19 protein-coding genes and 1 pseudogene are annotated in these 25,016 nt (G+C 71.4%); 8 read left to right on the top strand and 12 right to left on the bottom strand.

From position 1 onward, the window contains the following. Positions 1–136 precede the first annotated feature (136 nt). The 5 genes and pseudogenes from AB0D93_RS30460 to AB0D93_RS30440 form a co-directional block, all read right to left on the bottom strand. Positions 137–970, bottom strand: coding sequence for a sterol desaturase family protein (locus AB0D93_RS30460; RefSeq protein ID WP_362126075.1), 834 nt, complete (start codon positions 968–970; stop codon positions 137–139). Position 971: 1 nt separating this feature from the next. Beyond that, positions 972–1,685: a GntR family transcriptional regulator gene (locus tag AB0D93_RS30455; RefSeq protein WP_362126072.1), complete on the bottom strand. Its 714-nt coding sequence runs from the start codon at positions 1,683–1,685 to the stop codon at positions 972–974. 72 nt (positions 1,686–1,757) lie between these two features. Next, positions 1,758–3,827: a SpoIIE family protein phosphatase gene (locus AB0D93_RS30450; RefSeq protein WP_362126069.1), complete on the bottom strand. Its 2,070-nt coding sequence runs from the start codon at positions 3,825–3,827 to the stop codon at positions 1,758–1,760. Between the two features lie 60 nt (positions 3,828–3,887). Further along, positions 3,888–4,284 (bottom strand): annotated as a pseudogene (locus tag AB0D93_RS30445) (ATP-binding protein); the annotation flags it as partial. 81 nt (positions 4,285–4,365) lie between these two features. After that, positions 4,366–4,902, bottom strand: coding sequence for an ATP-binding protein (locus AB0D93_RS30440; protein WP_362126066.1), 537 nt, complete (start codon positions 4,900–4,902; stop codon positions 4,366–4,368). Between the two features lie 189 nt (positions 4,903–5,091). Between AB0D93_RS30440 and AB0D93_RS30435 the strand changes: the two genes are divergently transcribed. Then, positions 5,092–5,691, top strand: coding sequence for a TetR/AcrR family transcriptional regulator (locus tag AB0D93_RS30435; protein ID WP_362126063.1), 600 nt, complete (start codon positions 5,092–5,094; stop codon positions 5,689–5,691). A gap of 51 nt (positions 5,692–5,742) precedes the next feature. Here AB0D93_RS30435 and AB0D93_RS30430 read toward each other — a convergent pair whose 3' ends face one another. Continuing rightward, positions 5,743–6,078 carry a hypothetical protein gene (locus AB0D93_RS30430; protein ID WP_362126060.1) on the bottom strand — a complete coding sequence of 112 codons (336 nt, stop codon included), beginning with the start codon at positions 6,076–6,078 and terminating at the stop codon, positions 5,743–5,745. 172 nt (positions 6,079–6,250) lie between these two features. Between AB0D93_RS30430 and AB0D93_RS30425 the strand changes: the two genes are divergently transcribed. Beyond that, positions 6,251–8,089: a glycoside hydrolase family 15 protein gene (locus AB0D93_RS30425; protein WP_362126058.1), complete on the top strand. Its 1,839-nt coding sequence runs from the start codon at positions 6,251–6,253 to the stop codon at positions 8,087–8,089. 318 nt (positions 8,090–8,407) lie between these two features. On the opposite strand, the gene AB0D93_RS30420 is transcribed toward AB0D93_RS30425, so the two are convergent. Next, positions 8,408–9,247 carry an SDR family oxidoreductase gene (locus AB0D93_RS30420; protein WP_362126055.1) on the bottom strand — a complete coding sequence of 280 codons (840 nt, stop codon included), beginning with the start codon at positions 9,245–9,247 and terminating at the stop codon, positions 8,408–8,410. Between the two features lie 565 nt (positions 9,248–9,812). Between AB0D93_RS30420 and AB0D93_RS30415 the strand changes: the two genes are divergently transcribed. From AB0D93_RS30415 to AB0D93_RS30405, 3 genes are all read left to right on the top strand, one after another. After that, positions 9,813–12,527 (top strand): SpoIIE family protein phosphatase, encoded by a 2,715-nt coding sequence (locus AB0D93_RS30415; RefSeq protein ID WP_362126052.1) that lies wholly within the window; start codon positions 9,813–9,815, stop codon positions 12,525–12,527. 356 nt (positions 12,528–12,883) lie between these two features. Continuing rightward, the gene (locus AB0D93_RS30410; protein ID WP_362126091.1) at positions 12,884–13,966 is read left to right on the top strand and encodes an extracellular solute-binding protein; all 1,083 of its coding nucleotides are present in this window, start codon (positions 12,884–12,886) and stop codon (positions 13,964–13,966) included. A gap of 118 nt (positions 13,967–14,084) precedes the next feature. Then, the gene (locus tag AB0D93_RS30405; RefSeq protein ID WP_362126049.1) at positions 14,085–15,083 is read left to right on the top strand and encodes a LacI family DNA-binding transcriptional regulator; all 999 of its coding nucleotides are present in this window, start codon (positions 14,085–14,087) and stop codon (positions 15,081–15,083) included. 101 nt (positions 15,084–15,184) lie between these two features. Here AB0D93_RS30405 and AB0D93_RS30400 read toward each other — a convergent pair whose 3' ends face one another. From AB0D93_RS30400 to AB0D93_RS30385, 4 genes are all read right to left on the bottom strand, one after another. Continuing rightward, positions 15,185–16,033: a carbohydrate ABC transporter permease gene (locus AB0D93_RS30400; RefSeq protein ID WP_362126046.1), complete on the bottom strand. Its 849-nt coding sequence runs from the start codon at positions 16,031–16,033 to the stop codon at positions 15,185–15,187. Continuing rightward, positions 16,023–16,985 (bottom strand): sugar ABC transporter permease, encoded by a 963-nt coding sequence (locus AB0D93_RS30395; protein WP_362126043.1) that lies wholly within the window; start codon positions 16,983–16,985, stop codon positions 16,023–16,025. The genes AB0D93_RS30400 and AB0D93_RS30395 overlap by 11 nt, the downstream gene beginning before the upstream one ends. Beyond that, positions 16,982–18,349, bottom strand: coding sequence for a sugar ABC transporter substrate-binding protein (locus tag AB0D93_RS30390; RefSeq protein WP_362126040.1), 1,368 nt, complete (start codon positions 18,347–18,349; stop codon positions 16,982–16,984). Before AB0D93_RS30390 ends, AB0D93_RS30395 begins: the two co-directional genes overlap by 4 nt. Positions 18,350–18,422: 73 nt before the next feature. Further along, positions 18,423–19,469: a glycoside hydrolase family 172 protein gene (locus AB0D93_RS30385; protein ID WP_362126038.1), complete on the bottom strand. Its 1,047-nt coding sequence runs from the start codon at positions 19,467–19,469 to the stop codon at positions 18,423–18,425. A gap of 287 nt (positions 19,470–19,756) precedes the next feature. On the opposite strand from AB0D93_RS30385, the gene AB0D93_RS30380 reads away from it, so the two are divergent. Further along, positions 19,757–21,235: an FGGY family carbohydrate kinase gene (locus AB0D93_RS30380; RefSeq protein ID WP_362126035.1), complete on the top strand. Its 1,479-nt coding sequence runs from the start codon at positions 19,757–19,759 to the stop codon at positions 21,233–21,235. Between the two features lie 115 nt (positions 21,236–21,350). Continuing rightward, positions 21,351–22,985, top strand: coding sequence for a fucose isomerase (locus tag AB0D93_RS30375; RefSeq protein WP_362126032.1), 1,635 nt, complete (start codon positions 21,351–21,353; stop codon positions 22,983–22,985). A gap of 201 nt (positions 22,986–23,186) precedes the next feature. Here AB0D93_RS30375 and AB0D93_RS30370 read toward each other — a convergent pair whose 3' ends face one another. After that, complete coding sequence (locus tag AB0D93_RS30370; protein WP_362126029.1) at positions 23,187–24,125, bottom strand: GNAT family N-acetyltransferase; 939 nt, start codon at positions 24,123–24,125, stop codon at positions 23,187–23,189. Positions 24,126–24,306: 181 nt separating this feature from the next. Here AB0D93_RS30370 and AB0D93_RS30365 point away from each other — a divergent pair, with 181 nt between their 5' ends. Then, entirely contained in the window at positions 24,307–24,888 is a 582-nt protein-coding gene (locus tag AB0D93_RS30365) for a histidine phosphatase family protein (protein WP_362126026.1), read from the top strand. Positions 24,889–25,016 lie beyond the last annotated feature (128 nt).

Below are 25,016 nucleotides of genomic sequence, written 5' to 3'. Positions count from 1 at the left end.
CGCCCGTCTCCGCGAGCACCCGTGCGATCGTCGGGTGCCGGATGTCGGCCTGGATGAAGTCCGCCCCGCCCAGATGGTGCGCCGGCGCCACCGCGCGGTCGGCGTCGGCGGGCCGATGGGGTTCGGGGTCGGCGTGTCAGGTGTGCGCCCGGGGTGTCCAGCCGGGCGGGCCGAACAGGTACCCGGCTCGGTCGCGCCAGCGTGTCGCCCCTCGGACGTCGCGCCAGGCGGCCGCGAACTCGTGGAAGGCCACCAGCACCGGGTTGTAGGTGCCGATGTTCTTCGTCAGGCCGTACACCACCCGCTCGCCCTCCGGTTCGAACGTGCCGAGGAGCCGGTCCCAGACGATGAGGACGCCGCCGTAGTTGCGGTCCAGGTACACGTTGTTGGAGCCGTGGTGGACGCGGTGGTGGGAGGGCGTGTTGAAGAACCACTCCACCGGCCGCCACAGCTTGTCCACCCGCTCGGTGTGCAGGAAGAACTGGTAGACGAGGCTGAACGCCTGCTGGAGCAGGATCATCCACGGCGGGATGCCGAGCAGTGCCAGCGGCAGCCAGAAGGGCAGGCCCGTCATCGGTGTCCAGCTCTGGCGCAGGGCGGTCGAGAGGTTGAAGCGGAGGCTGGAGTGGTGGACCACATGGCTCGCCCACAGCACCCGCACCCGGTGGTGCGCGCGGTGGAAGGCGTAGTACGCCAGGTCGTCGCCGAAGAACAGCAGCACCCACGTCCACGCGGAGGACGGCGGCAGATGCCAGGGGGCGACGGCGAAGACACCCGCGTACAGCACGATCGTCGCCGCCTTCCACGGCACCGCGACGACCTGGCTGCCGGCGCCCATGGACATGCTGGTGACGGTGTCCCGCAGCTCGTAACCGCGCTCGTCGTCGTCCGGCAGGAAGCGGTAGGACAGCGCCTCGACGACCACCAGCAGCACGAGCGCGGGGATCGCGTAGACCACGGCCGGGATCATGTCAGCGCACCGCCTTCCGCGGCGTCGCGGGCACGCTGCGGGAGAGCAGTTCGCGCGCGAGCCGTTCGGCCGCCTCGGCCTCGCGTGCCGCGATGTGCGCCGCCAGCCGCCGATGTGCGTCGACGTCGAGGAGTTCCGCGGCCCGCAGGTCGTCCGGCACGTCGGCGACCGGCAGTGTGCCGCCGACCAGGCTGTTGAACGCCAGCAGATAGGCGACGTTCCCCGAACCCTCCACGATCAGCCGCCACCAGGCGACGTCCGCGTCGCCCAGCTCGGTCAGATCGGGCCCGGTGCGCGCGTAGCGGCCCGCGGCCTCGACGATCTCCTCGGCGGTGTCCTCGGAGCACCGGAGCGCGCACAGCCGGGCCGCGTCGGCGCCGATGCACGCCCGCATCTCCAGGGCGTCGCGGGCGAGGTCGGCCACCGAGGGCCCGGCGTCGGCCGCCGCGATGCCCATGGCGAGGTCGAGGCCGGCGGTGTGCCGCCAGTCCAGGACGAGGGTACGACCGCCGTGGCTGACCTCGACCAGTCGTGCCTGCTGGAGCCGCTTGACGGCCTCACGGACGGCATGCCTGTTCACCCCGAACTCGGCTGCCAGGTCCCGTTCGGGGGTGAGCGCGGCACCGGGCGGCAGTTCGCCGCCGAGGATCCTGTCCCGCAGCACGGCGAAGAGCTGGTCCGAGACCGCCTCGCGCCGGATGAGTCCCTGGTTCATGGCGATCAGGGTGGACGTGCGGGGCCCGGTGGTCAACTGGTTGGACCAGATTTTCCGTGCCGCATCTGATGCTCAGGTCCGGGCTCGGGCGATGAGCAGGGCCACGTCGTCCTCGCCGCCGGGTGAGCGCAGTATCTCCAGGATGCGGTCGCAGGTGCCTTCCAGATCGTGGCCCCGTGTCGTGGTGAGGGCGTCGAGAAGGGTGTCCAGGCGGGCGTCGATGGGTTCGCTGCGGGTTTCGACCAGGCCGTCGGTGTACAGGACCAGCACGTCGCCCGGGCGGAAGGGGATCGTGGCGGACTCGAAGGGCACCCCGCCGACGCCCAGCGGCGCGCCGGTGGGCAGATCGAGAAGCCGTGCCCCGTGGCCGTGGCGCATCAGGGCCGGGGGCAGGTGGCCGGCGAGGCAGATCTCGCACTGGCCCTGGTCGGGATCGTAGACGCAGTAGACGCAGGTGGTGATGGTCTGCTCGACGCCTTCAGTCAGGTGATCCAGGTGATGAAGTGCCTCGGCGGGGGGAAGGGCGAGCTCGGCGAAGGCCCGGACGGCACTGCGGAGTTGGCCCATGGTGGCGGCGGCTTTGATGCCGCTGCCCATGACGTCCCCGACGACCAGGGCGGTCCGGTCCCCCTGGAGAGGTATGGCGTCGTACCAGTCGCCCCCGATCTCGCTCGTGACGCCGGCGGGCTGGTAGCGGCAGGCAACCTCCAGGCCGGGCAGGTGCGACGGGCGCTCCGGCAGCATGCTGCGCTGGAGGGTGAGGGCCGCTTGGCGCTGGGCCTGGTATCCGCGGGCGTTGTCGATGCAGACCGCGGCCCGGGCGGCCAGCTCCAGGGCGAGGAACGCGTCGTCGTCGTCGAACGGCGCCGGGTTCTCGGTGCGTATCAGGTCGAGGGCGCCGAGGACTTCGCCCCGGGCCAGGAGCGGTACGGCCAGGTAGGAGTGGACGCCGGCCGCCGCGAGGAGGGAGGCGGCCTCGCCATGGCGGGCGATGCGCTCCAGGTCCTGACGGGTGGTGCGGGGCACCAGTACCGGTTCACGGGTGCGCACGCACCGGGTGATCAGGCGGTCGCTGTCGTAGCTGGCGAGTCCCCCGGGCGGGTCGGCCGCGCGGACCGCCTCGGTGGGGTGGGCCGCGCTGACGGCGAGGGCGCGGAAGAGGGCCGGTCCCTCGTGCGGCGCGGCCCGGCCGTCGAGGGCGCTGTCGAGGACGTCCACGGCTGCCACGTCGGCGAGGACCGGTACGACGATGTCGGCGAGCTCGCGCGCCGTCTCCTCCAGGTCGAGGGTGGAGCCCACGCAGGCGGAGGCCTGGGCGATCAGTGCCAGCCGTTGCCGGGCCTGTGCCGCCTCGGCAGCGGCCCGGTGCCGCTCGGTGACGTCGATGACGGAGTAGGCCAGGCCCAGCACCCGCCCGCCGGAGTCCTCCAGCCGGTAGTACGAGACGGACCAGGCGTGCTCGTGGTCCGGGTCGGCGGGGGGACGACAGACGATGTGCCGGTCCACGACCGACTCGCCCGTCTCCAGGACCCGGCGCAGACGTGCCTCGGGGTTCGTGTCCAGGAACGTCAGGATCTCGCCGACCGGCCGGCCGAGACGGTCGGCGGCGGACTGACCGGTGATGCGTTCGAGAGCCGGATTCACGGCCACGTACCGCAGGTCCGAGTCCAGGATGGCCAGCCCGATCGGCGACTGTGACACCAGGCGCACGGCCAGGGAGGCGTCTCGCTCGACCCGTTCCACGGCGGCCTGGTCCGCGGCGAGGCCCAGGGCGTACACGTCACCGAGCTCGTCCAGCAGCCGCATGTTGCGGAACTCCACCAGGCGGGTGCTGCCGTCCTTGTGCCGGATCGGGACCGCCCCTGCCCAGTCGGCGCCGGTTTCCATGACCTCGGCGAACAGCTTGATCACGGCGTCCCGGTCCTTCTCGTGGACGGTCAGCCGAGCCGCGTGCCGGCCCAGCGCCTCCGCCGCGGTGTAGCCGAACAGGTCCTCGGCCTTCGGGCTCCAGAAGACCACCCGGCCCTGCGCGTTCAGCACCACCGCGGCGACGCTGAGCAGATCGAGCAGGCCACTGGGGGGCGCGGCGGAGCCCGCCACCGACGGGCAGTGGCCTGCTCGGGAGGAGTCCGTCGTACCCATGCCTCGTTTTCCTTCCCGCTCGGCGCCTCGGCCCGTGCCGTACCGGCGGGTGCTCTGCCTTCATCCATCCTCGGCCCAGACCCCGGAGCACACACCTGGACCGGCTGCCGGTGCCGGGATCGCGTGCCGGGCCCAGATGATCTCGCCGGTGGACAGGTACCGGGTGCCCCACCGGGCCGCGAGCCGGGCGACGAGGGACAGCCCTCGGCCGCCCTCGTCGGTGGTGGCCGCGTGGCTGGTGTCCGAGACCCCGCAGATCAGGCTGCGGTCGTACAGCAGGCGTACCCGGATCGGCCCGGTCGCGTAGCGGATGGCGTTGGTGACCAGCCCGCAGGATGAGTTCGGTGCTGAACAGCAGATCGTCCAGGGTCCACTCCGACAGCAAGCGCTCGACCCTGGTGCGCACCTCCGCCACCGCGGCGCGATCGGAGGGCACCTCCCAGGCGGCCATCCGGTCGTCGGCCAGGGCCGGCTGCGACGCGCGCCGCCGCGGCCGCATCGTCCCGCCACCGCGGGTTCTCGGCGAACCCGCGGGTCGTCACGGACGGCTGGGGACGTGGAGCTCGAACCACATGGTCTTGCCAGTGGCCGTCCGGCTGCTGCCCCAGGCGTCCGCGAGCAACTCGAGGAGTTCGATGCCACGGCCGCCCTCCGCGTCCGCGTCGGTGGCGTTGCGTACAGGGCCGGCGGGCTCGGTGTCCTCGACCTCGCACAGCAGGCGGGAGTCGCGCAGGCGCAGGTTGAGCCTGAGCGGGCCGCGCGTGTGCCGCAGGGCGTTGGTGACCAGCTCGCTGACCAGCAGCTCGGCGGTGTCGGCCGGCTCGTCCAGGGCCCAGTCGTCCAGCTGGGCGGTCACCAGGCGCCGGGCCCGGCCCGCGGAGGTCAGTTCCCGCTGCAGGGGCCAGGAGGCGTCGAAGGCGGTGGCGCGGCCGCGCGGGGCGTCCAGCGGACGCAGCGGCGCGAGCATGCGGGACCACAGGGCCCACTGCCTGGCGAACCACGAGGGTGCGGCGGTACGCGAGGACCGCCCTCCCCGGCGAAAGGCGATGGGGCGGCCGATGTCCCAGGTGGCCATGGGAATCAGTCCCTTCCGGACGGCGGCCGCACGGCCGCCGGCAAACATGCCCGGCATGCGCCAAGGCCTTTCATGTAGCAGTCGCTACGCCTCAAATATAGACGTAACCACTGCTACAGTAAAGACCTGCCCAAAACAGGAATCACGGACAGCTCGGGAGTCCTCGCCCTCACGCATCCAGGAGCCCCCATGCCTCGCCCGCCAGACCCGGTCAAGCGGCGCGACCTTCTCGAACAGGTCCGCGCCTACGTACTCGGCAACGGCCTCGCGGACCTCTCCCTGCGCCCCCTGGCCCGGGCGCTGGGGACCAGCGACCGCATGCTCCTGTACTACTTCGGCACCAAGGAGCGGATGGTCGCCGAGGCGCTCGCCCTCTACGAGCGCCGTCCCCTCCTGCGCACGCGCGACCTGCTGGAGACCGTCGGCCCGCCCACGGACCCGGCCGGCCTGCGCCGCTTCATGGAGGACGTGTGGCGGCAGTTCAACGATCCCGGGCTGCGCGTCGCACTCCCCCTCTACCTCGAGATCATGAGCGCCAGCGTGCTGCACCCCGACCGCTACGGCCCCGTCATGCGCGACATCCTCATGGAATGGAAGGGCCTGTTCACCTCCGTCTTCCGTGACCTCGGCATGAGCGAGGACCGGGCCCGGACCCAGGCCGTCCTCCTGGCGGACGCCACTTTCGGCCTCCTGATCGCCCCTCTGGCGGACGGCCACTGGGACCGGGCCGACCAGGCCTTCCACGCCCTCCTGGACAGCCTGGAACCCGGCTGGCACACCACGGCGTGAGCAACGTGGCGCGGGAAGCAGCGGTTTCCCCGCGCGGGACGGATCGCGAGGTCACTCGGGGGCGAAGGAGAAGCTGTGCCACGGACCGGCGCTCGCGACCGCCAGGTCCGCCGCTCCGATGTCCAGATAGGTGCTCTGCCCACCCGGCGGTACGGAGCAGTCCGGCGTCGTGTACAGGAGCAGGCTGCTCTGCGTCTGGTTGTGGACGTGGGTCACGCCCTCGGAGAAGCGGTGACATCCGTCGATCTGCGGGTTGGAGACCGTCTCGACGATCCTGAGACCGTTGCTCGCCACGATCTGTCCGGACGCCTGGTCCTGGCAGGCGCTGAGCGCGAGGCCGAGCAACGTGACGCCGATGAGCGCGGCCAGCGAGCGTGGAGAAGGCATGGGGCCTCCCGGGGTACGGGGTTTGCCGGGCACGTCGCCCTTCTTTCACTATTCGCCAGGTCCGATGGGCCCGCACGGTGAGGCAGTCGTCCGACGAGCCGGTGACGGATCCCGGACCTACGCTGATCAAGGGGGGCGTTCGGGTGAATCGCACACCGGAAGGGGCGCCCCGATGGACGACTACCCGCTGATCGAGAACCACGGTCTCATCGGCGATCTGCAGACCGCGGCGCTGGTGACCACCGAGGGCGTGGTCGACTGGTTCTGTTCCCCACGGTTCGACTCGCCGAGTGTCTTCGGGGCGCTCCTGGACAAGGAGAAGGGCGGGCACTGCACGGTCCGGCCGGCCCACCAGACCCATGCCACCAAGCAGTTGTACCTGCCCGACACGGCGGTCCTGGTGACCCGGTTCATGACCGAGGCGGGCGCGGGTGAAGTACTCGACTTCATGCCCGTCACGGGTACGGAGGCCACCCCCCGCCACCGGCTGGTCCGCCTGGTCCGCTGTGTGCGCGGCAGCATGACGTTCCAGGTGGCGATCGCCCCGCGGTTCGACTACGGCCGTAAGAAGCACCAGTTGCACATCACCCCGAACGGAGCGGTCTTCGCCGCAGAGGACGGCACCGAACTCACCGTGCACCCCATCCGCGAACCGGAGGACGAGCGGCTCGTGGACCTCCTCACGGACCGGGACGCCGACCTGCACCTCACGCTGACCCTGCGGGCCGGCCAGCACCGCGGGCTGGTTCTGGAGATGGGCGCCGGGGGTCCGCCCGCGCAGCTCCGACTCGACGACTACCAACGGCTCTTCGACGAGACCGTGGCGTTCTGGCGCTCATGGCTGGCGCAGTCGCGGTACACCGGGCGCTGGCGGGAGGTGGTGGAGCGTTCCGCGATCACGCTGAAGCTCATGACCTTCGCGCCCAGCGGCGCCGTGGTGGCCGCCCCGACGACGGCCCTCCCGGAGCAACTGGGCGGCGAACGCAACTGGGACTACCGCTTCACCTGGATCCGGGACGCGTCCTTCTCCGTGTACGCCCTGCTGGGGCTGGGCTTCACCGACGAGGCCCGGAGGTTCATCGTCTGGCTGAGCGACCGGGTCAAGGAGCGGGCCGGCAGCGGCGGGACCACGGGCCCGCTCAACATCATGTACAAGGTCGACGGCTCCTCCGAACTGGACGAGCAGATCCTCGACCACTGGGAGGGCTACGCGGGCTCAGCGCCGGTGCGGATCGGCAACGGCGCCGCGACGCAGCTCCAACTCGACATCTACGGCGAGGCGCTGGACAGCATCTACTTCGCGCACCGGCACGGCTTCCAGGTCGGGCACGGGGGGTGGACCTCGATCCGGGCGGACCTGGACTGGCTGGCCGACCACTGGGACCAGGCGGAGGAGGGCATCTGGGAGACCCGCGGCGGTCGGCGGGACTTCACCTACGGGCGTGTCATGTCGTGGGTGGCGTTCGACCGCGCCCTGCGACTCGCCGAGTCGAAGGGGTGGCCGTCGGCGTCCGGACGCTGGCACGCCGAGCGGGACGCCGTCTACGAACAGGTCATGGCCAAGGGCTGGAGCGAGGAACGCCAGGCCTTCGTCCAGCACTACGGCGGTGACGTACTGGACTCCTCGCTGCTGCGCATGGCGACGGTCGGGTTCCTCACCCCCGAGGATCCGATGTGGGCGTCGACCCTGGACGCCATGGAGCAGGAACTGGTCAGCGACAGTCTGGTCTACCGCTACAACCCCGAGGCCTCCCCCGACGGCCTGCGCGGCTCGGAGGGCACCTTCTCGCTGTGCACGTTCATGTACGTCGATGCCCTGGCGCGCGCGGGACGGACGACCAGGGCGAGGCTGGTGTTCGAGAAGATGATGGGGTACGCCAACCATCTGGGCCTGTACTCCGAGGAGATCGACCCGACAGGCCGTCAACTCGGCAACTTCCCCCAGGCGTTCACCCACCTCGCGCTGATCGACTCGGCCCTCACCCTCAATGCGGCTCTCGAACGGCGTTGAGGCCGGGGCGAGGCAGGGACGCTGCGCCGTGCTCCAGACGACGACGGCCGACGCGACCACCCCGACCGCCGGCACCCGGGCCCCGGCTCCGGCTCCGGCCCCGGCTCCGGCTCCGGCTCCGGCCCCGGCCCCGGCCCCGGAGGGCCGCCGTCGCGGTGCTCGCCGTCATCACCCTGTTCATCACCCACAGGGGCGCACGTCATGTGTGCAGCAGGTGCCCGCCTACCGGAAGTACCGGTCCCGGCCCTGGTAAGGCGAAGGACGCGGTCAGCCGTCGCGGACGCCTGCCGCGTTCCGCTCCGCCCGCAGTGAGGTCGGTCAGCCGCCGGTCGCGAAGCCCGGGAAGAGCGTCATCCCGCCGTCGACGTAGAGGGTCGTGCCCACGACGTAGTCCATGAGGTCGGAGGCGAGGCCGACGACGGCGTGGGCGATGTCCTCGGGGTCACCGATCCGCTTGTAGGGGATCAGCCGCATGAGGTCCTCCTGCGCCTGAGGCGTCTCCCAGGCGCTGCGGTTGATGGGAGTCTTGATGGCTCCCGGGGCGACCGCGTTCACCCGGATCCGCTTCGGGGCCAGTTCCTGGGCCAGGGTCGCCATCATCATCTGTACGCCGCCCTTGGACGAGGCGTAGTTGACGTGACCGGCCCAGGGGATGATCTGGTGGACCGAGCTCATGCAGATGATCTTCCCGGCGGCGCACGACACCTCGGGGACGATGCCACGGCGCAGGAACTCCTTGGTCGCCTCGCGTGCGCAGAGGAACTGCCCGGTGAGGTTGACGTCCAGGACCTTCTGCCACTGGGCGAGGGACATCTCCGTGACCGGCGCGTCCCGCTGCAGTCCCGCGTTGGCCACCAGGATGTCGATCGTGCCGAACTCCTGGACCATCCGGTCCATCATGGCGACGACCTGGTCCTCCTGGGACACGTCCGCCTCGTGGGCGGCCGCCCGGACCCCGAATCCGGTGATCTCCTCGACCACCTTCTCGGCGTCCTCACGGCCGGCCACGTAGTTCACCACGACATCGGCCCCCGCACGGCCGAGGGCGACGGCCGTCGCCCTGCCGATTCCGGAGTTCGCGCCGGTCACCAGCGCCTTCTGCCCCCTCAGCAGGTGGGCGGGGACGACGACCCGGGGAGCACCCTCGGTGGAACTCACGATGCCCTGCTCCTCCACTGCGCGCCCGCTTCCGCCGGGCCCGTGGCCCGGATGCCAGGGCATCAGACAAGCACCGCCGAGGTGGGCCGGCCTACCGGAGCGGGCCGCGTTGCGCTGCCCGGCTGAGGATGTTCGCCCGGTCGGAGTCCGGGGTGCCGGCGCAGGCCGGCCCAACCGCTCCAGCAGGTGGTCGCACCACCAGCACGTCGAGCCCTATGGGGTGCTTGCCGTGAGGTGCCTGGTCGTCACGGCGGTCTGCCTCGTACGGCGTGCACGCCACCCGGGCAGCGGGACGGCCGAGGGGGCCGCCACGCCCGGCGCGGGATGAGCGCCCGTCACACGGGCCCGGCAGGCCGGCCCGGTCGGCGGGGGACCGTCGTGCCCCCGTACGGGCCGGTCCGTCGCGGTCGCTTCGTGGTCGGGCACCCAGAAACGATAGAAAGGGAATATGAGCGAAGATTCGGGTCGATCCGGGCAGGACGCGTCTGACGCGTCCGCGCGGACCCGTCGGCCCGGTCGGCCCCGTCCGGGGGGAAGAGCATGGCGCTCGGGCTCGCTGCTGAACGTGCACAGCCTCGCCGGCCAGGTCTTCCTGCTCCAGCTCGCGGTCGTACTGCTGCTCGTCGCCGCCGCCCTGGTGGCGCTCGTGGTGCAGGCTCAGCGCGACGTCATGGCGGACGCCCGGCACCGGACGCTCGCCACGGCACAGACGTTCGCGCACTCGCCGGGCATCGTGGCGGCACTGAAGAGCGCGCACCCGAGCGTGGTGCTGCAGCCGCACGCCGAGGCGGCCCGCAAGGCCGCGGGCGTCGACGCCATCATCGTGTACGGGCTGAACGGGATCACCCTCACCCACAGCGACCCGCACCAGATCGGGAAGCGCGTCATCGGGCCGTACGCGGAGGCGGCCAGCGGCAAGCCCTTCACCAGCACGTTCAAGGGCTCCCTGGGGCTCTCCGTGGTCTCGGCGGTTCCGGTCAAGGGCCCCGACGGCTCGGTCCTCGCCATCGTCTCCGTGCCCGTCACGGTCGAGAGGGTGCAGCACCGGGTGAACCGCCAGCTGCCGGTCCTCTTCGGCGGCGCGGCCGTAGCCCTGGTCGTCGCCGCGGGAGGGGCGGGCCTGGTGAGCCGGCGGTTGCGGCGGCAGACCCATGGCCTGGGGGCGGCGGAGATGACCCGGATGTACGAGCACCACGACGCGGTGCTGCACGCGGTGCGGGAAGGGGTGCTGATCGTCGGCGGGGACAGCCGGCTGCTGCTGGCCAACGACGAGGCACGACGGCTCCTGGACCTGCCGGCGGACGCGGAGGGACGCGACATCGCCGAGCTGGGACTGGACGAGGGCCTCGCCGGGCTGCTGGCCTCCGACCGCCCCGCCACCGACGAGGTCTACCTGGCGGCCGACCGGCTGCTCGCGGTCAGCAAGCGGCTCACCGCACCGCACGGACCGGTCGGCAGCGTGGTGACGCTCCGGGACACCACCGAGCTGATGGCCATCACCGGCCGGGCGGAGATGGCGCGCGAACGGTTGCAGTCGCTCTACGACGCCGGGCTGCGCATCGGCACCGCGCTCGATGTGAAGCACACGGCCGAGGAGCTGGCCCAGGTGGCGGTGGTCCGGTTCGCCGACGTCGTCACCGTCGATCTGCTGGACCCGGTCCTGCGCGGCGAGGAGTCCTCCGCCGCGACCGCCGGGATCACCGAGCTGCGCCGCAGCGCCGTCGCCGGTCTCGATGCGGACCATCCCCTCCACCACGTGCGCGAGCTGATCCGGTTCGTCCCGGCCCACCCCGTCTCCACGGCGCTGGCCGAGGGCCGGCCGGTCCTGATCCGGGACCTGAACGCCTCCGACACCTGGCAGGCCCAGGAACCCGAACGTGCCCGGCGGATCCTCGCTCACGGCATCCACTCCATGCTCGCGGTTCCCCTGCGAGCCCGGGGCGTGGTGCTCGGAGTGGTCGACTTCTGGCGCGCGCAGGGATCCCCGGCGTTCGAGGACGAGGACGTCTCCTTCGCCGAGGAGTTGGCGGCCCGGGCGGCGGTGTGCATCGACAACGCCCGCCGCTACACCCGCGAACACACCATGGCCGTCACCCTGCAGCACAGCCTGCTGCCCCGCGCGCTGCCCGAGCAGTCCGCCCTCGACGTGGCCTACCGCTACCTGCCGGCCCAGGCCGGGGTGGGCGGGGACTGGTTCGACGTCATCCCGCTGTCCGGCACCCGGGTGGCACTGGTCGTGGGCGATGTCGTCGGCCACGGGCTGCACGCAGCGGCGACCATGGGCCGGCTGCGCACCGCCGTGCACAACTTCGCCGGCCTGGACATGCCCGTGGAGGAGCTGCTGGGCCGGCTGGACGAGCTGGTGGCGCAGATCGACGCCGAGGAGGCCGCCGCCGCCGAGGACGGACAGGCGGCGGTCACCGGCGCGACCTGCCAGTACGCGGTCTACGACCCCACCTCCGGGCGGCTGGCCATCGCGACGGCCGGCCATCCGGGACCGGCGGTGGTGCGGCCCGACGGGACCGTCGAATTCCCCGAGCTGCCCGTCTCCCCGCCCCTGGGCCTCGGCGCCGGACTGCCCGTCGAGACCGCCGAGCTCGTCGTGCCCGAGGGTTCCCGGCTGGTGCTGTACACCGACGGGCTGATCGAGGACCGCACCCGGGACCTGGACGCCGGGCTGCGGGCGCTGCGTGATGCCCTGACAGGGCCCGCCCGCACACCGGAGGCCACCTGCGCGACGGTGATGGCGGCCATGCTGTCCGACCGCCCCAGGGACGACATCGCGCTGCTGGTGGCCCGTACGCGCCGGCTCGGGCCGGAGGAGTGCGCGGAGTGGGACGTCGCCCGTGACCCGGCCGCGGTGGCCCCGGTGCGCGCCGCCTGCGCCCGCCGACTGACGGAGTGGGGGCTGGAGGAGGTCGTCTTCACCGCCGAACTCATCCTCAGCGAGCTCATCACCAACGCCGTCCGCTACGGCGCCGAGCCCATCGCCGTCCGGCTGCTCCGCACGATGCCGAGCAGCGGCACCGCCGCGGGCACCCTGATCATCGAGGTCTCCGACGGCAGCAGCACCTCGCCGCGGCTGCGCCGGGCGAAGGTCACCGACGAGGGCGGCCGCGGGCTCTTCCTGGTCGCACGCTTCGCCGAACGCTGGGGCACCCGCTACACGCCCACCGGCAAGGTCATCTGGGCCGAACAGTCCCTGCACCACGGCGCCACGCCGGAGGCCGAAGGACTCGGCGAGATCCTGCTCGGCCAATGGGACGACACGGAGATGTGAGCCGAACGGGTACGTCCTGCCCCCCTCTCGGCGGGCACGGAGCCCACCGGCAGGGGCGCGGCCGGGGCCGGGCGTGCGGAAGCCGCGTACTGCCGCGGAAAGACGCTGATCGCAGCCCTCCCGGACGACATTCCGCCCCGGAGACAGCCGGGTACCCTGGCCTCGATGACCACTTCGTCGGCGCAGTGGACCCGAGGAAGCCGGGAGGCGCGGCGGAAGGCCCGCGGCTCCGGACCCGACGGTGCTGCCGGCAGCCCGTCGAGGTGACCGCCTGGTTCCCCCCACATCCGGGAGCAGCCGTGACTACACCGTGTGCCCGAGCAGCGGCGGTCTTCGGCTGCACCGCTCTCGTGGCACTGGGCCTGAGCGCATGCGAACACCCGTCGCCCGCCAAGCTCACGAAACCGTCGGTGGCCACGTCCGCCGGAAACGTCGGCGGCATGCACGCGCTGATCGACGCGGCGAAACAGGAGGGCGCACTCAGGACGATCGCGCTGCCGCGTGACTGGGCCAACTACGGCGGCCTGATCAACGGCTTCCAGAAGAAGTACGGGATCAGGGTCACGGACGAGGATCCGCTGGGCCACAGCGAGGACGAGATCGACGCCCTGAGGAAGCGGGGCAACGGGCCCACGGCGCCGGACGTGATCGACGTGGGCGATACGTTCGCGCGCAAAGCCGCGGCGCAGAACCTGCTCGCGCCGTACAAGGTGGCCGCCTACGACTCGATCCCCGACACCCAGAAGGACGCCCAGGCCCGCTGGTCCAACAACTACGGGGGCTACATCTCCATCGGCTGCGACGCCAACCGGGTCAGTCCCTGTCCGGAGACCTTCACCGATCTGCTGAAGCCCCGCTACAAGGGCAAGGTCGCGCTCGAAGGCGACCCGCGCCGGTCGGCCACCGCCTTCGACAGTGTCTACGCGGCCGCGCTGGCGAACAACGGGTCGTTCGACAACATCCAGCCCGGTCTCGACTTCTTCGCCCAACTCCACAGGATCGGCAACTTCAACCCGCTCAGTTCCACCTCGGCGACGGTCGCGGACGGCCGGACCCCCATCAGCATCAACTGGGACTACATCAACCTCCACTACGCCGACCAGCTTCGCGGCAAGGGGGTGAACTGGCAGGTCGCGATCCCCTTCGACGGCAGCTTCGCCCAGTACTTCGCGCTGGCGGTCAACAAGAACGCCCCGCACCCGGCGGCCGCCCGCCTCTGGCAGGAGTACCTCTTCAGCCCAGAGGGCCAGAACCTCCGGCTGCGCGCCTACGCCCGCCCGGTGCTCATGGACGCCATGCGGAAGGACGGCACCCTCGACGAGGCCGCCGCCGCACGACTGCCGACGGTGGAGGGAACACCGCAGTTCCCGACGGACGCGCAACTGGAGAGGGCGAGGAAGACGGTCAACGAGGGCTGGGCGAAGGCCGTCTCCGGCTAGCCGGGGCGGGCCCCGCCAAGCCGTTCTTGGTTGTCGAGTCGGCTCAATTCAGGGGTGAAATCCTTTTCAGACGCAGGGTAGGGTGGGGTCAACCACGGCTGAAAGGATGCGCACTCAGGTGGTGACGATCCATGACGTGGCGCGAGCCGCCGGGGTGTCCCCGGCGACGGTCTCGCGCGTCTTCAACGGCGGCAACGTCACGCCGGAACGCGTCCTGTCCGTCCAGCAGGCCGCCGCGGCCCTCGGCTTCGCGCCCAACCGGGTGGCCCGGTCGCTGCGCAAGCAGCGCTCCAGCGTGATCGCCCTGATCATCCCGGACATCGAGAACCCGTTCTTCACGTCGCTCGCCCGCGGGGTCGAGGACGCCGCGCAGCGCACCAGCTTCTCGGTCGTGCTGTGCAACTCCGACGAGGACACCGACAAGGAACGCCGGTATCTGGAGGTCGCCCTCGGCGAGCAGATGGCGGGGGTGATCGTCGCCGCGGCCTCGCAGGACGAGACGGACCTGGCGCCGCTGCTCGCCCGGAGCGTGCCGGTGGTGGCCGTGGACCGCCGGCCGCACGCGGCCGAGGTGGACGCGGTGCAGGTGGACAACGTCCACGGCGGCGAGGTGGCCACCCGTCATCTGCTGCAGGCCGGCTACCGCAGGATCGCCTGCATCACCGGTCCGCGGGGCGCCTCCACCTCCGAGGAGCGCCTGGCCGGGTATCGCATGGCGCTCAACTCCGCGCGCGAGACCACCCCGGACGCCGACGCCTACGTACGGCACGCCGACTTCCGGGTCGAGGGCGGCCGGGCCGCGATGCGCGAGCTGCTGGCGCTCTCCGAGCCGCCGGACGCCGTGTTCGTCGCCAACAACCTCATGACGATCGGTGTCCTGGACGCGCTGCGCGAGGTCGGGCGCACTCCCCCGTCCCTCGGTGTGCTGTCGTTCGGTGACGTGCCGTGGGCGTCGCTGCTGCGGCCGTCCCTGACCACCGTGGAGCTGCCCTCGTACGAGCTGGGCCGGACCGCTGCCGATCTGCTGCTACAGCGCATCGAGGGCAGGCCGTCGCCGCTGCAGACCGTGGTGCTGCGCACCAGGCTCCAGGTGCGCGAGAGCACCGCCGGGCCGTGAACCGGCCCGGCACACGAAGGGCGCGGTACCGGTCGGGTGACCGGTACCGCGCCCTTTTCGTGGGCCCTTCACCGCCGCACGCCCGGGCCCACGGCCCGGAGCTACTTCAGTCCGGACGTCTTGACCGACTCCACGATCTGCCGCTGGAAGACGAAGAACAGCACCAGCATGGGCAGTGCCGCGACCGTGGCCGCCGCCAGGATGTAGTTCCAGTTGGAGGTGTACTGGTTCTGGAACGAGGCGATGCCGAGCTGGACCACCGTCAGGGACTGGTCGTTGGTGGCGACCAGCGGCCAGACGAAGGCGTTCCAGTTGGCGAGGAAGAAGAAGATCGCCAGGGCCGAGAGGATGGGCCGGGACATCGGCAGGACGATGTTCCAGTACACCCGCCAGTGGCCGCAGCCGTCGACGATCGCCGCCTCCTCCAGTTCCCTGGGCATCCCCAGGTAGAACTGGCGCAGCAGGAAGATCCCGAAGGCGTTGAAGACGGCCGGGACGATCAGGCCGGCGTAGCTGTTGAGCAGGCCCAGCTCACGGGCGACCAGGAACAGCGGGATCAGCACGACCGGGGCCGTGACCAGCAGGGTGGCGAAGATCGCGCCGAAGAGCTTCTCCCGGCCCGGGAAGCGCAGCCGCGCGAGCGCGTAGGCGGCCATGGAGTGGAAGAACAGCGCCGCCACGGTGATCACCGCGGAGATGAAGAAGCTGTTCCAGAGGTAGCGGGCGAAGGGCACTTCGGTGAAGACATAGACGAAGTTGTCGAAGGTGAAGTCCTTCGGGATCAGGCTTCCGTCGGTGACGGTGGCCCGGGTCTTGAAGGACGACATGACCATCCACAGCACCGGGAAGACGCTGACCAGGGAGAGGACGACGGCCAGGGCCGTGAGTCCCGCGCGCTTGGAGAGCGGCCGGCGCCGGCCCGTCCGGGTCGTCAGGGCGTCACTCGCCATCGTCGAACCTCCCGCCTCTCGTGAACTTGAAGATGACGGCGGAGATCACGAGCATGATCAGCACCAGGAACGAGCCCATGGCCGACGCGTAGCCGAACTCGCCGAATCCGAAGGCCTGCTGGTAGATGTAGAAGATCGCCAGGGAAGTGCCGTTGGCGGGGCCGCCGTTGGTCAGGACGAAGATCAGGTCGAGGCCTCCGGTGACGGCGGCGACCGTCGACATCAGCAGGACGAAGAAGCTGGTGGGGCGCAGCAGCGGCCAGGTGATGGTGCGGAAGGTGGTCCACGGTCCCGCGCCGTCCAGCTTCGCCGCCTCGTAGAACTCCTTGGGGATCTCCTGCAGTCCCGCCAGGAAGATGATCATGTAGTAGCCCATCATCACCCAGACCATGACGGCGATGACACAGCCGAGGGCCAGCGAGGGGCTGCCGAGCCAGGACCTGCCGTCGAGACCGGCGGCCCGCATGGCCCGGTTGACCGCGCCCGTCTGCTCGTCGAGCAGGAACTTCCACAGCACGCCGACCACCACGAGGCTGATCACGTACGGCAGGAAGAGAGCGGTGCGGTAGACGCCGACGCCGGGCAGCTTCTGCTTCACCAACAGGCCGAGGCCGAGGCTCACGCAGAACAGGACGGGGACGAGGATCACGACGTACTCGCCGGTGATCTTCATCGAGTCCCAGAACAGCGGGTCGTGCATCATCCGCCGGTAGTTGCCGAGCCCGATCCACTGGTACGAGCCGAAGCCACTGACCTGGAAGAAGCTCAGCGCGATGGAGAGCACCATCGGGATCGCGACGAAGACGAGGAGCCCGAGCACGTCGGGGGCGAGGAAGAGGCCCGCGGCCAGCCATTCGCGGTGCCTGCGGCTGAGTCCCGGCGCCTTCGCGGAGGCGGGTGCCGGTGCCGGGACGGCGGTCCGCCGGCCCTGTGGTGCGGCGACGCTGCTCATATCAGGCTCGCCCCCTTGTAGCTGTTGGTGTAGGCAGCGATGGACCGGGCGGCTCTCTCCGCCTCGCCGGCGACCCCGCGGCCGGCGAGCATGGTGCCCTGGATGGCGTCGGAGACCGCCTTGTAGACGACCGGCGGGTAACGCGGCTCGGCGCGCCCGCCCGGGAAGATCTCGTCCTTGAACTTCTTCATGATCTCGGAGTCGTAGCCGCCCTTGGCGGCGCCCCGCTCCAGGGCGCTGGCGCGCGGCGCCACGTCGGACTTGGCGCCGACGCACCAGTCGACCATCCGGTTGATCGAGTCGTCCTTCATGGAGCCGAGCGCCCAGACGCAGAACTCGGCCGCCGCCTCGGGGTTGCGGCCCTGGGCGTTGGCACAGAAGGACCAGCCGCCGAGCGTGGTGACGTACTTGCCGCCCGGCGGGACGGGCAGTTTGAAGACGCCGTAGCGGTACTTGGGCGCGAACGCCTTGAAGCTGGAGACGTTCCAGATGCCCTGCTGCCACATGGCGACGTTGCCGCCCTTGAAGCCGCCGATCACATCGTCGGCGGCGGGCACGGTGCGCGGGGCGATGCCGTGGCGTACGGCGTCCTGCCACAGCGCGAGGGCCTGGCGGGTGGCCCTGGAGTCGAAGACGACCTCGCCCCGGTGGTCCATGACGTCGCCGCCGCCCTGCCACATCCACGGGTACCAGGTGAAGTTCTGGTAGTAGCCGGGCTGGGTCTCGAAGACCAAACCCGCCCGGGTCCTGGTGCGCAGCTTGTCGCCGATGTCGAGCATCTGGTCCCAGGTGGCGGGGATGTCGGCCTCGGACAGGCCGGCCTTCTCCCACACGTCCTGGGCGTAGAACATGGCCAGGGGCTCGATCTCCATGGGGAGGGCGTAGACCTTGCCGCCGACCTTGCGGCTGTCGAGTGCGGAGCCGTAGTCGTCGATGGCGGCCTGGTCCATGTGCGGGGAGAGGTCGGCGAGGACACCGCCGTTGTAGTAGCGCAGGAAGTCGCCGGGCGACAGCAGGAAGATGTCGGGGCCCTCGCCGGTGGCGAAGGCGGACGGGAGCTTGAAGCCGTTGAGGTAGGTGGGCTGGGGCAGGTAGACGAGGTCGATCCGCTGCTTGTGGGTGCGGTTCCAGGCGGCGACCATGTCCACGAACCACTTGGACTGGGCGTTGACCGCAGGGTCGGGCGAGCGCTGGGGGCCGTAGAAGTTCCAGAACTGGAGGTTGCCCCCCTTCGCCTGTGCCGTGCCGCAACCGGTGAGCAGGGCCGGGGAGGCGAGGGCCGCGCCGGTGCCCGCCGCAGCGGTGAGGAAGCGGCGGCGTGACGTGGTGGCCGGGCGCCCGGCGTCGTTGCCGTGCTGGAGCATGCGTGCGCTCCTGTCGGAGTCGGATGGGCCGAATGAAGAGCGGGGGGTGGCGGACGGAGAAGAGGGGTGCCGGTCAGTCGACCTCGAGGGTCAGCAGGTCCGGCGTGGTGGGGCGGGCGGCCGGACCGGGGGCGTCCAGGTAGAAGAGCGAGGTGCTGGCGATGTCGTCGCTGGTGTGCCGGTAGCGGTGCGGCAGACCGTTGCCCTGGCCGGGGCCGATGCCGAGGCTCTGGACGGTGACGCGCAGGTTCTCGGAGAAGCGGACGGGGTCGAGGATGTGCCAGCGGTACATCCCGAACCGCTGCTGGCTGCGGTAGAGCCCGTCGGGGCGCAGGACCTGGTTCAGGCCCAGGTAGGGGGTGGTGTAGGGGGTGTAGCCCTGCCCGGGGACGTCGAAGTTCCAGGCGCCGCCGAAGTAGTCCTCGGTGCCGGTGCCGCAGATCGTCGGGAACTCCTCGTCGCCGTCGAGGTAGAACTTGAACTCGCCCTCGCCCCACCAGCCGGGGCTGTTGACGCCCCAGGCGAGGTAGGTGCCGACATAGCTGCCGGCTCCGGTGACCCCGTCGAGCAGGGTGTGCACCTCGCCGCAGGGCACCGGGTGGCTGCGCCGCCACTGCGCGTGGAAGTAGGTGGCGTCGTCGGCGACCTCGTCCAGCTCGTAGTCGACCTGGTAGTAGAGGGTGACCTTCTCGGCGGTCAGGTTCTCCAGGGTGACGCGTGCGCGGCGGCGGAACGGCATGGGCCAGTACGCGTTGAAGCCGCCGTTGGGGTTGGCGGCGACGGGCACGGACGACACCTGGCTGAAGGTGTTCCAGCCGTTGCAGAAGAAGTCGCCGAGCGGGACCTCCACGGCCGGATCCGCCTCGTCCTCCCAGTACATCCGGAGCAGGGTGCCCCGCCAGGCGGTGTGCGGGTCGGTGGTGCACCACAGGTGGCGGACGGTGCCCGGCCCCTCGATGTCGGCGAGCACCGCGGTGTCGCCCGCGGCGATGTCGATGCTCGGGGAGATCTTCCAGCCCGGCCCCAGCCTGCTCGCCGCGACCGCTCCGGTGCCCTCGGTGGCCCGGCCGCCGCCGGACCTGGCCCCGGTGAGGTTCTCGGCGCTGATGGAACGGCTCACGGCACGGCTCCCGCGGGAGATGCCGTCGAGTCCAAAGGTCGTCATCGTGATGTGTGCCTTCATGGGTGGGTGCGGGGCGGGCCCGGAACCGGGCCGCGCGACCCTGTGAAATCCATTTCAGCGAAAAGTAGGGCCGACCCCAGGGGGTGTCAAGGGGTGAGATCCCAGCGCACTCCATCGACTGCACGCTGACCGGTATATCCGTACTGTGCCGCTCTGTTCAGCCGGAAAGCTCCCTGCCGCGCGGCCTCTTGACGCTGAAATCGATTTCTGCCAGCGTGCTCGTCATGCCTCGCAACGCAGTCATCGGTGTGGACATCGGCACATCGAGCAGCAAGGGGGTCCTCGTCGGTCTCGACGGCACCCTGATCCGCTCGGCCGTGCGGGAGCACACCCCGAGCAGGCCGGGCCCCGGCCGCTTCGAAATGGACGCCTCCGTGTGGTGGCGCGAATTCACCGAGCTCGCTTCGGAGTTGACCGCGGCGCACGACACCGCCGTGCTCGCCGTCGGGGTCAGCGGCATGGGCCCCTGCGTGCTGCTCACCGACGAGCACGACACACCGCTGCGCCCCGCGATCCTCTACGGCGTCGACACCCGCTCGGTCCGCCAGATCCGCCGGATCGAGGAACGGCTCGGCGCCGAGGAGGTCATCCGCCGGGGCGGCTCCGCGCTCACCACCCAGGCCGCCGGGCCGAAGATCGCCTGGGTCGCCGAGGAGGAACCCGAGCGGTACGCCCGGGCCCGGCGGCTGTACATGCCCAGCTCCTGGCTGGTCCGCAGGCTCACCGGCGCCTATGTGCTGGACCACCACTCGGCCAGCCAGTGCACCCCGCTGTACGACACACTCGCGGGCGAGTGGTTCGGCCCCTGGGCCGCTGAGGTGGCCCCCGGCATCGAACTGCCGCCGCTGCGCTGGTCCGGCGAGGCGGCCGGCACGGTCACGGCCGAGGCCGCCGCCGCGACGGGCCTGCCCGCCGGGATCCCCGTCACCACCGGCACCATCGACGCCTGGGCCGAGGCCCTCAGCGTCGGTGCGCAGCACACCGGTGACCTGATGCTCATGTATGGCACGACCATGTTCCTGATCCACACCGTGCCCAAGCCGCTCACCAGCCCGTCGCTGTGGGGCACGGTCGGCGCACTGCCCGGCACCCGCAACCTGGCCGGCGGCATGGCCACCTCCGGTGCGGTCACCAACTGGCTGCGCGATCTGTTCGCCGCCGGCGACCACGCCGAACTGACCCGCCTGGCCGCCGAGTCGGGGCCCGGCGCGGGCGGGCTGTTGATGCTCCCCTACTTCTCCGGCGAGCGCACGCCGATCATGGACCCGGACGCCCGCGGGGTGATCGCCGGGCTCACGCTGTCCCACACCCGCGGCGACCTCTACCGCGCCGCGCTGGAGGCCACCGGGTTCGGGGTACGCCACAACATCGAGGTCATCGAGGAGGCGGGCGGCGACATCCGCCGCGTGGTCGCCGTCGGCGGCGGCACCCAGGGCGCCCTGTGGACCCAGATCGTCTCCGACATCACCGGCCGGCCGCAGGAGGTGCGCACCACCACCATCGGCGCCAGTTACGGCGGCGCGCTGCTCGCGGCGCAGCTCCTCGGGGACGCCGGCATCGACGACTGGAACCCGGTGCGGCGGACGGTGACACCGCGCGCGGAGCACCGGCGGCGCTACGACGAGCTGTACCGCCTGTACCGGCGGCTGTACCGGGAGACCTCAGCGACCGTTCACGCGCTGGCGCCGCTGCAGGAGCGCTGAGCCCCTCCGCGTCCAGGCCAAGGGGCGGAGCCCCTTGGCCCATCCCCCCTGCCCACCCACCACCTGACTCTGTCGACCGGCGGGTGGCCGTCACACGCACACCAACGGAGATCGCATGACCACGTACACCCTGCCCGTGCCCAGCCGGCCGGCCCCCGCCGAGCCGCACACCGTCTACACCGTGGCCAGCGGTGACCTGCGCCCCGCCGCCAACATCACCTGCTGGCCGACCCAGGAGAAGCTGGAGAAGGACCTCACCGCCGCACTGACCGACCTCGGCCGGCAGGTCCGCCGCGGCCACCCCTTCGACGCGGCCAAGGGACACGGCTTCATCGACAGTCAGCGCGCCGGCATCGAGGTGTTCAAGACCCTGCCGAAGGACGCGCCGCTGATCGTCGTGGAGGGCGTCTGGCAGTACAGCCACCACATCCTGGCCGGGCTGCGCGACCACCGGGGCCCGATCCTGGTGGTGGCCAACTGGAGCGGCGAATTCCCCGGCCTTGTGGGCCTGTTGAACCTCGCCGGCAGCCTGACCAAGGCCGGGCGCGAGTACTCCGTGCTGTGGAGCGCCGACTTCACGGACGAGTGGGCCCGCGAGGGCCTGCGCACCTGGCTGGAGACCGGCACCCTCACCCACGACACCGGCCACGTCCGGCCGTTGCCGCCCCTGCCCGAGGACCCCGAGACCGAACTCGGCGTGGCCCTCGCCCGGCAGCTGCGCGAGGAGAAGGCGATCATCGGCGTCTTCGACGAGGGCTGCATGGGCATGTACAACGCCATCATCGACGACGAGTTCCTCAACCCGCTCGGCATCTACAAGGAGCGGCTGTCGCAGAGTGCCCTGGTCGCCGAGATGAACAAGGTCACCGACGAGGAGGCGCAGGCGGTCCGTGCCTGGCTCGACCACGCCGGCATGCGGTTCCACACCGGCACCGACGAGGCCACCGAGCTCACCGACGCCCAGTTGCTCAGCCAGTTCAAGATGTACATAGCCGCGCTGCGCATCGCCGACGACTTCGGGCTCGACGCGGTCGGCATCCAGTACCAGCAGGGCCTGAAGGACACCGTCCCGGCCAGCGACCTCGCCGAGGGGCTGCTCAACAACGTCCAGCGCCCGCCGGTGTTCAGCCGTGACGGCGCCCGCGAGCTGTACGCCGGCGCGCCGCTGCCGCACTTCAACGAGGTGGACGAGGGGGTCGCCGTCGACTCCCTGGTCACGAACCGCATCTGGACGGCCATGGGCCTCGACCCGGCCACCACGCTGCACGACATCCGCTGGGGCGAGGAGTACGACGGCCGGTTCGTGTGGGTCTTCGAGATCTCCGGCTCGGTGCCCGCCTCCCACAACGGCGGCTACCACAAGTCGTACAGCATGCGGCAGCCCCCGATGTACTTCCCGCTCGGCGGCGGCACGCTCAGCGGCGTCTCCAAGCCCGGCGAGATCGTCTGGTCGCGGGTCTTCCTGATGGACGGCCGGCTGCACGTCGACCTCGGCCGGGCCACGGCGATCGAGCTGCCGGAGGAGGAGACCCGGCGCCGGCTGGCGGCCACCACCCCGCAGTGGCCGATCATGCACGCGGTACTGCACGGCGTGAGCCGCGACCAGTTCATGGCCCGCCACCGCGCCAACCACCTGAACGTGGCCTACGCCCCGGACGCGGCCACGGCCGACAAGGCGCTGCGCGCCAAGGCCGCCCTCTTCGCCGAGCTGGGCGTCGAGGTCCACTTGTGCGGGGACGTGACGCTGTAGCCGGCGAGCGGCCCCGCCGGTGGCGCGCCTGGACAAGCTGACCAATACCTCACGGGGCACGAGTAGTTCAGCATGCCCCGGTGCACGACGGTCCACCCGGCGCCGACGGTCCCGGCGGCCCGAGCCGCCGACCGGTGCTCGCCGCCGGTGCGGGCACGGCGGCGGCCCCGTCGCTCGTGGGCGCGCCAAGGCGGCCGTCGCTCATGGGTGCCGGCGCGGGTCGGGTCGGGCCGCCGGGCGGGGAAGGTCGATGGAACGGTTTTCCTCGATCACCCGGTAGCCCACGCCGGTGTACAGGTTCATCGCCACCTCGTTGCCGCCCCACACCGTGAACATCAGTACCGAGTCGCCGGCTGCCAGGGTCGCCCGTTCGCCGACCGCCATCGCGGCCCGCCCGTATCCTTTGCCGCGGTGCCGCTCCTCGACGTGCAGCGAGTAGCCGTAGGTGACCCCCGGCAGGAACCCGTGCTTCAGCCAGCCGGTGCCGATCCGCTCCCCCGCCGCCTCGAGCACCAGGAACGTGTTGTCGGGCGTCGCCAGGCCGTCGGTAATCAGCTTCGCGAAGTCGCGGTCGGACTTGCGTTCCGCCTCCTCGGGACCGAGGACTCCCGACCGGATGATGTCGTCGGTGTAGGCGGCCTTCTCGGCGGCGAGCCAAGCGGGATACTCGGCCTGTGCCATCGGCCGTGCGGTGACGCCGTCGAGTGGTTCCGGCAGGGAGCCGACGCGCCGCGTCCTGAGCTGGGCGCGGACGGCGTAACCGTCGAACAGTTCGCCGGCGGGCTCGGTGAGCCGTATGTCCAGCCGCGTCGCGCCGCGCTGCGCGCACCATGTCTCGGCCCAGTCCCGTGCTGCCTGCTCGTGCCCCCGGCCGGCGTGGGACGCGTCGACGTGCAGGTCGCCGATACGGCCCGCGGGCGTCCCCTTGTCGTCGGCCACGGCCACGGCGACGTGTCCCACCCGGGTCCCGCCGTCCGTGATCTCGGCGACGGTCCAGTCGTCGATGCCGTCGCGCGCGCTGTCGACCATGCGTTCCGCCGCGGCCGCGTCGAGCCCGACCGCCGTGTACGAGGCGTGCAGCCGCCGTTCGAAGTCCCGCTGCCATTCCGCGCGTTCACCAAGGATGCTGAAGTCAGTCACCTCAGCACACTTCCACGTCGTCGTGGACCTGGGCGACTGATTTCCGTGCCGGGGCCGTCCCGGGAGACGGGTCGGTGGGCCTGCTATGTTCGCACGCGGGTGGGCGGATCCGGTCGGGGTGGCGTGCGGCGGGGGACGGCGACCCGCCGACGGCGCCCACGACAGCACCGGGAGTCACCGCGTGACCAGCCGAGTCCTTTTCGTCTCTCCCGCCATGAGCGTGGCGTTGCGGCAGGCCCGCTTCGACGACGGCGGCTCGATCGACGACGCCGGCGCGGCACGGGCCCGGTCGGTGGCCGGGTCGCTGCCGTCCGCCGTCCGTGTCCTCATGTCCTCCGGCGTGCGCTGCCGGGAGACGGCCGCGGCGCTGGGCCTCGACGCGGTGCCGGTGCCGGAGCTGGCGGGTCTTGATGTGGGGCGCTGGCGGGGACGCACCCTGGAGGAGGTGGGGGCGGCCGAGCCGGAGGCGGTGGGGCGCTGGCTCACCGACCCCGGCTGCGCGCCGCACGGGGGTGAGTCCGTGCGGGACCTGTGCGCGCGGGTCGGGCGGTGGCTGGTGGACGCTCAGGGCCTGGAGGGTCGTACGCTCGCGGTGGTCGAGCCGGAGGTGGTACGGGCGGCGGTCGTCGACGCCCTGGGCATGCCCGCATCGCTCTTCTGGCGCCTGGACGTGCCGCCGCTGTCCTTGACGGAGCTCAGTGGCCGGGCCGGGCGCTGGAATCTGCGTCTGGGGCGTCCGCCGGGCGCGTTGGAGGCCGAGTAGGCGCCGACGGCCCGCGGTTCACGGCGCCGGTCCCGGTGCCGGCACGGCCGCGCCGTGATGGCGCGGTACGGGCAGGCGTCGGCGGCCTGTGGGGGTGTCCCGGGCAGGCGTCCCCTTGGCGGCTGTCA

The sequence above is a fragment of the Streptomyces sp. NPDC048191 genome (genome assembly GCF_040652655.1).
Lineage (GTDB): Bacteria > Actinomycetota > Actinomycetes > Streptomycetales > Streptomycetaceae > Streptomyces.
Note: the sequence above shows the minus strand (reverse complement) of the source record. Positions and strands in the feature narration are given on the sequence as shown.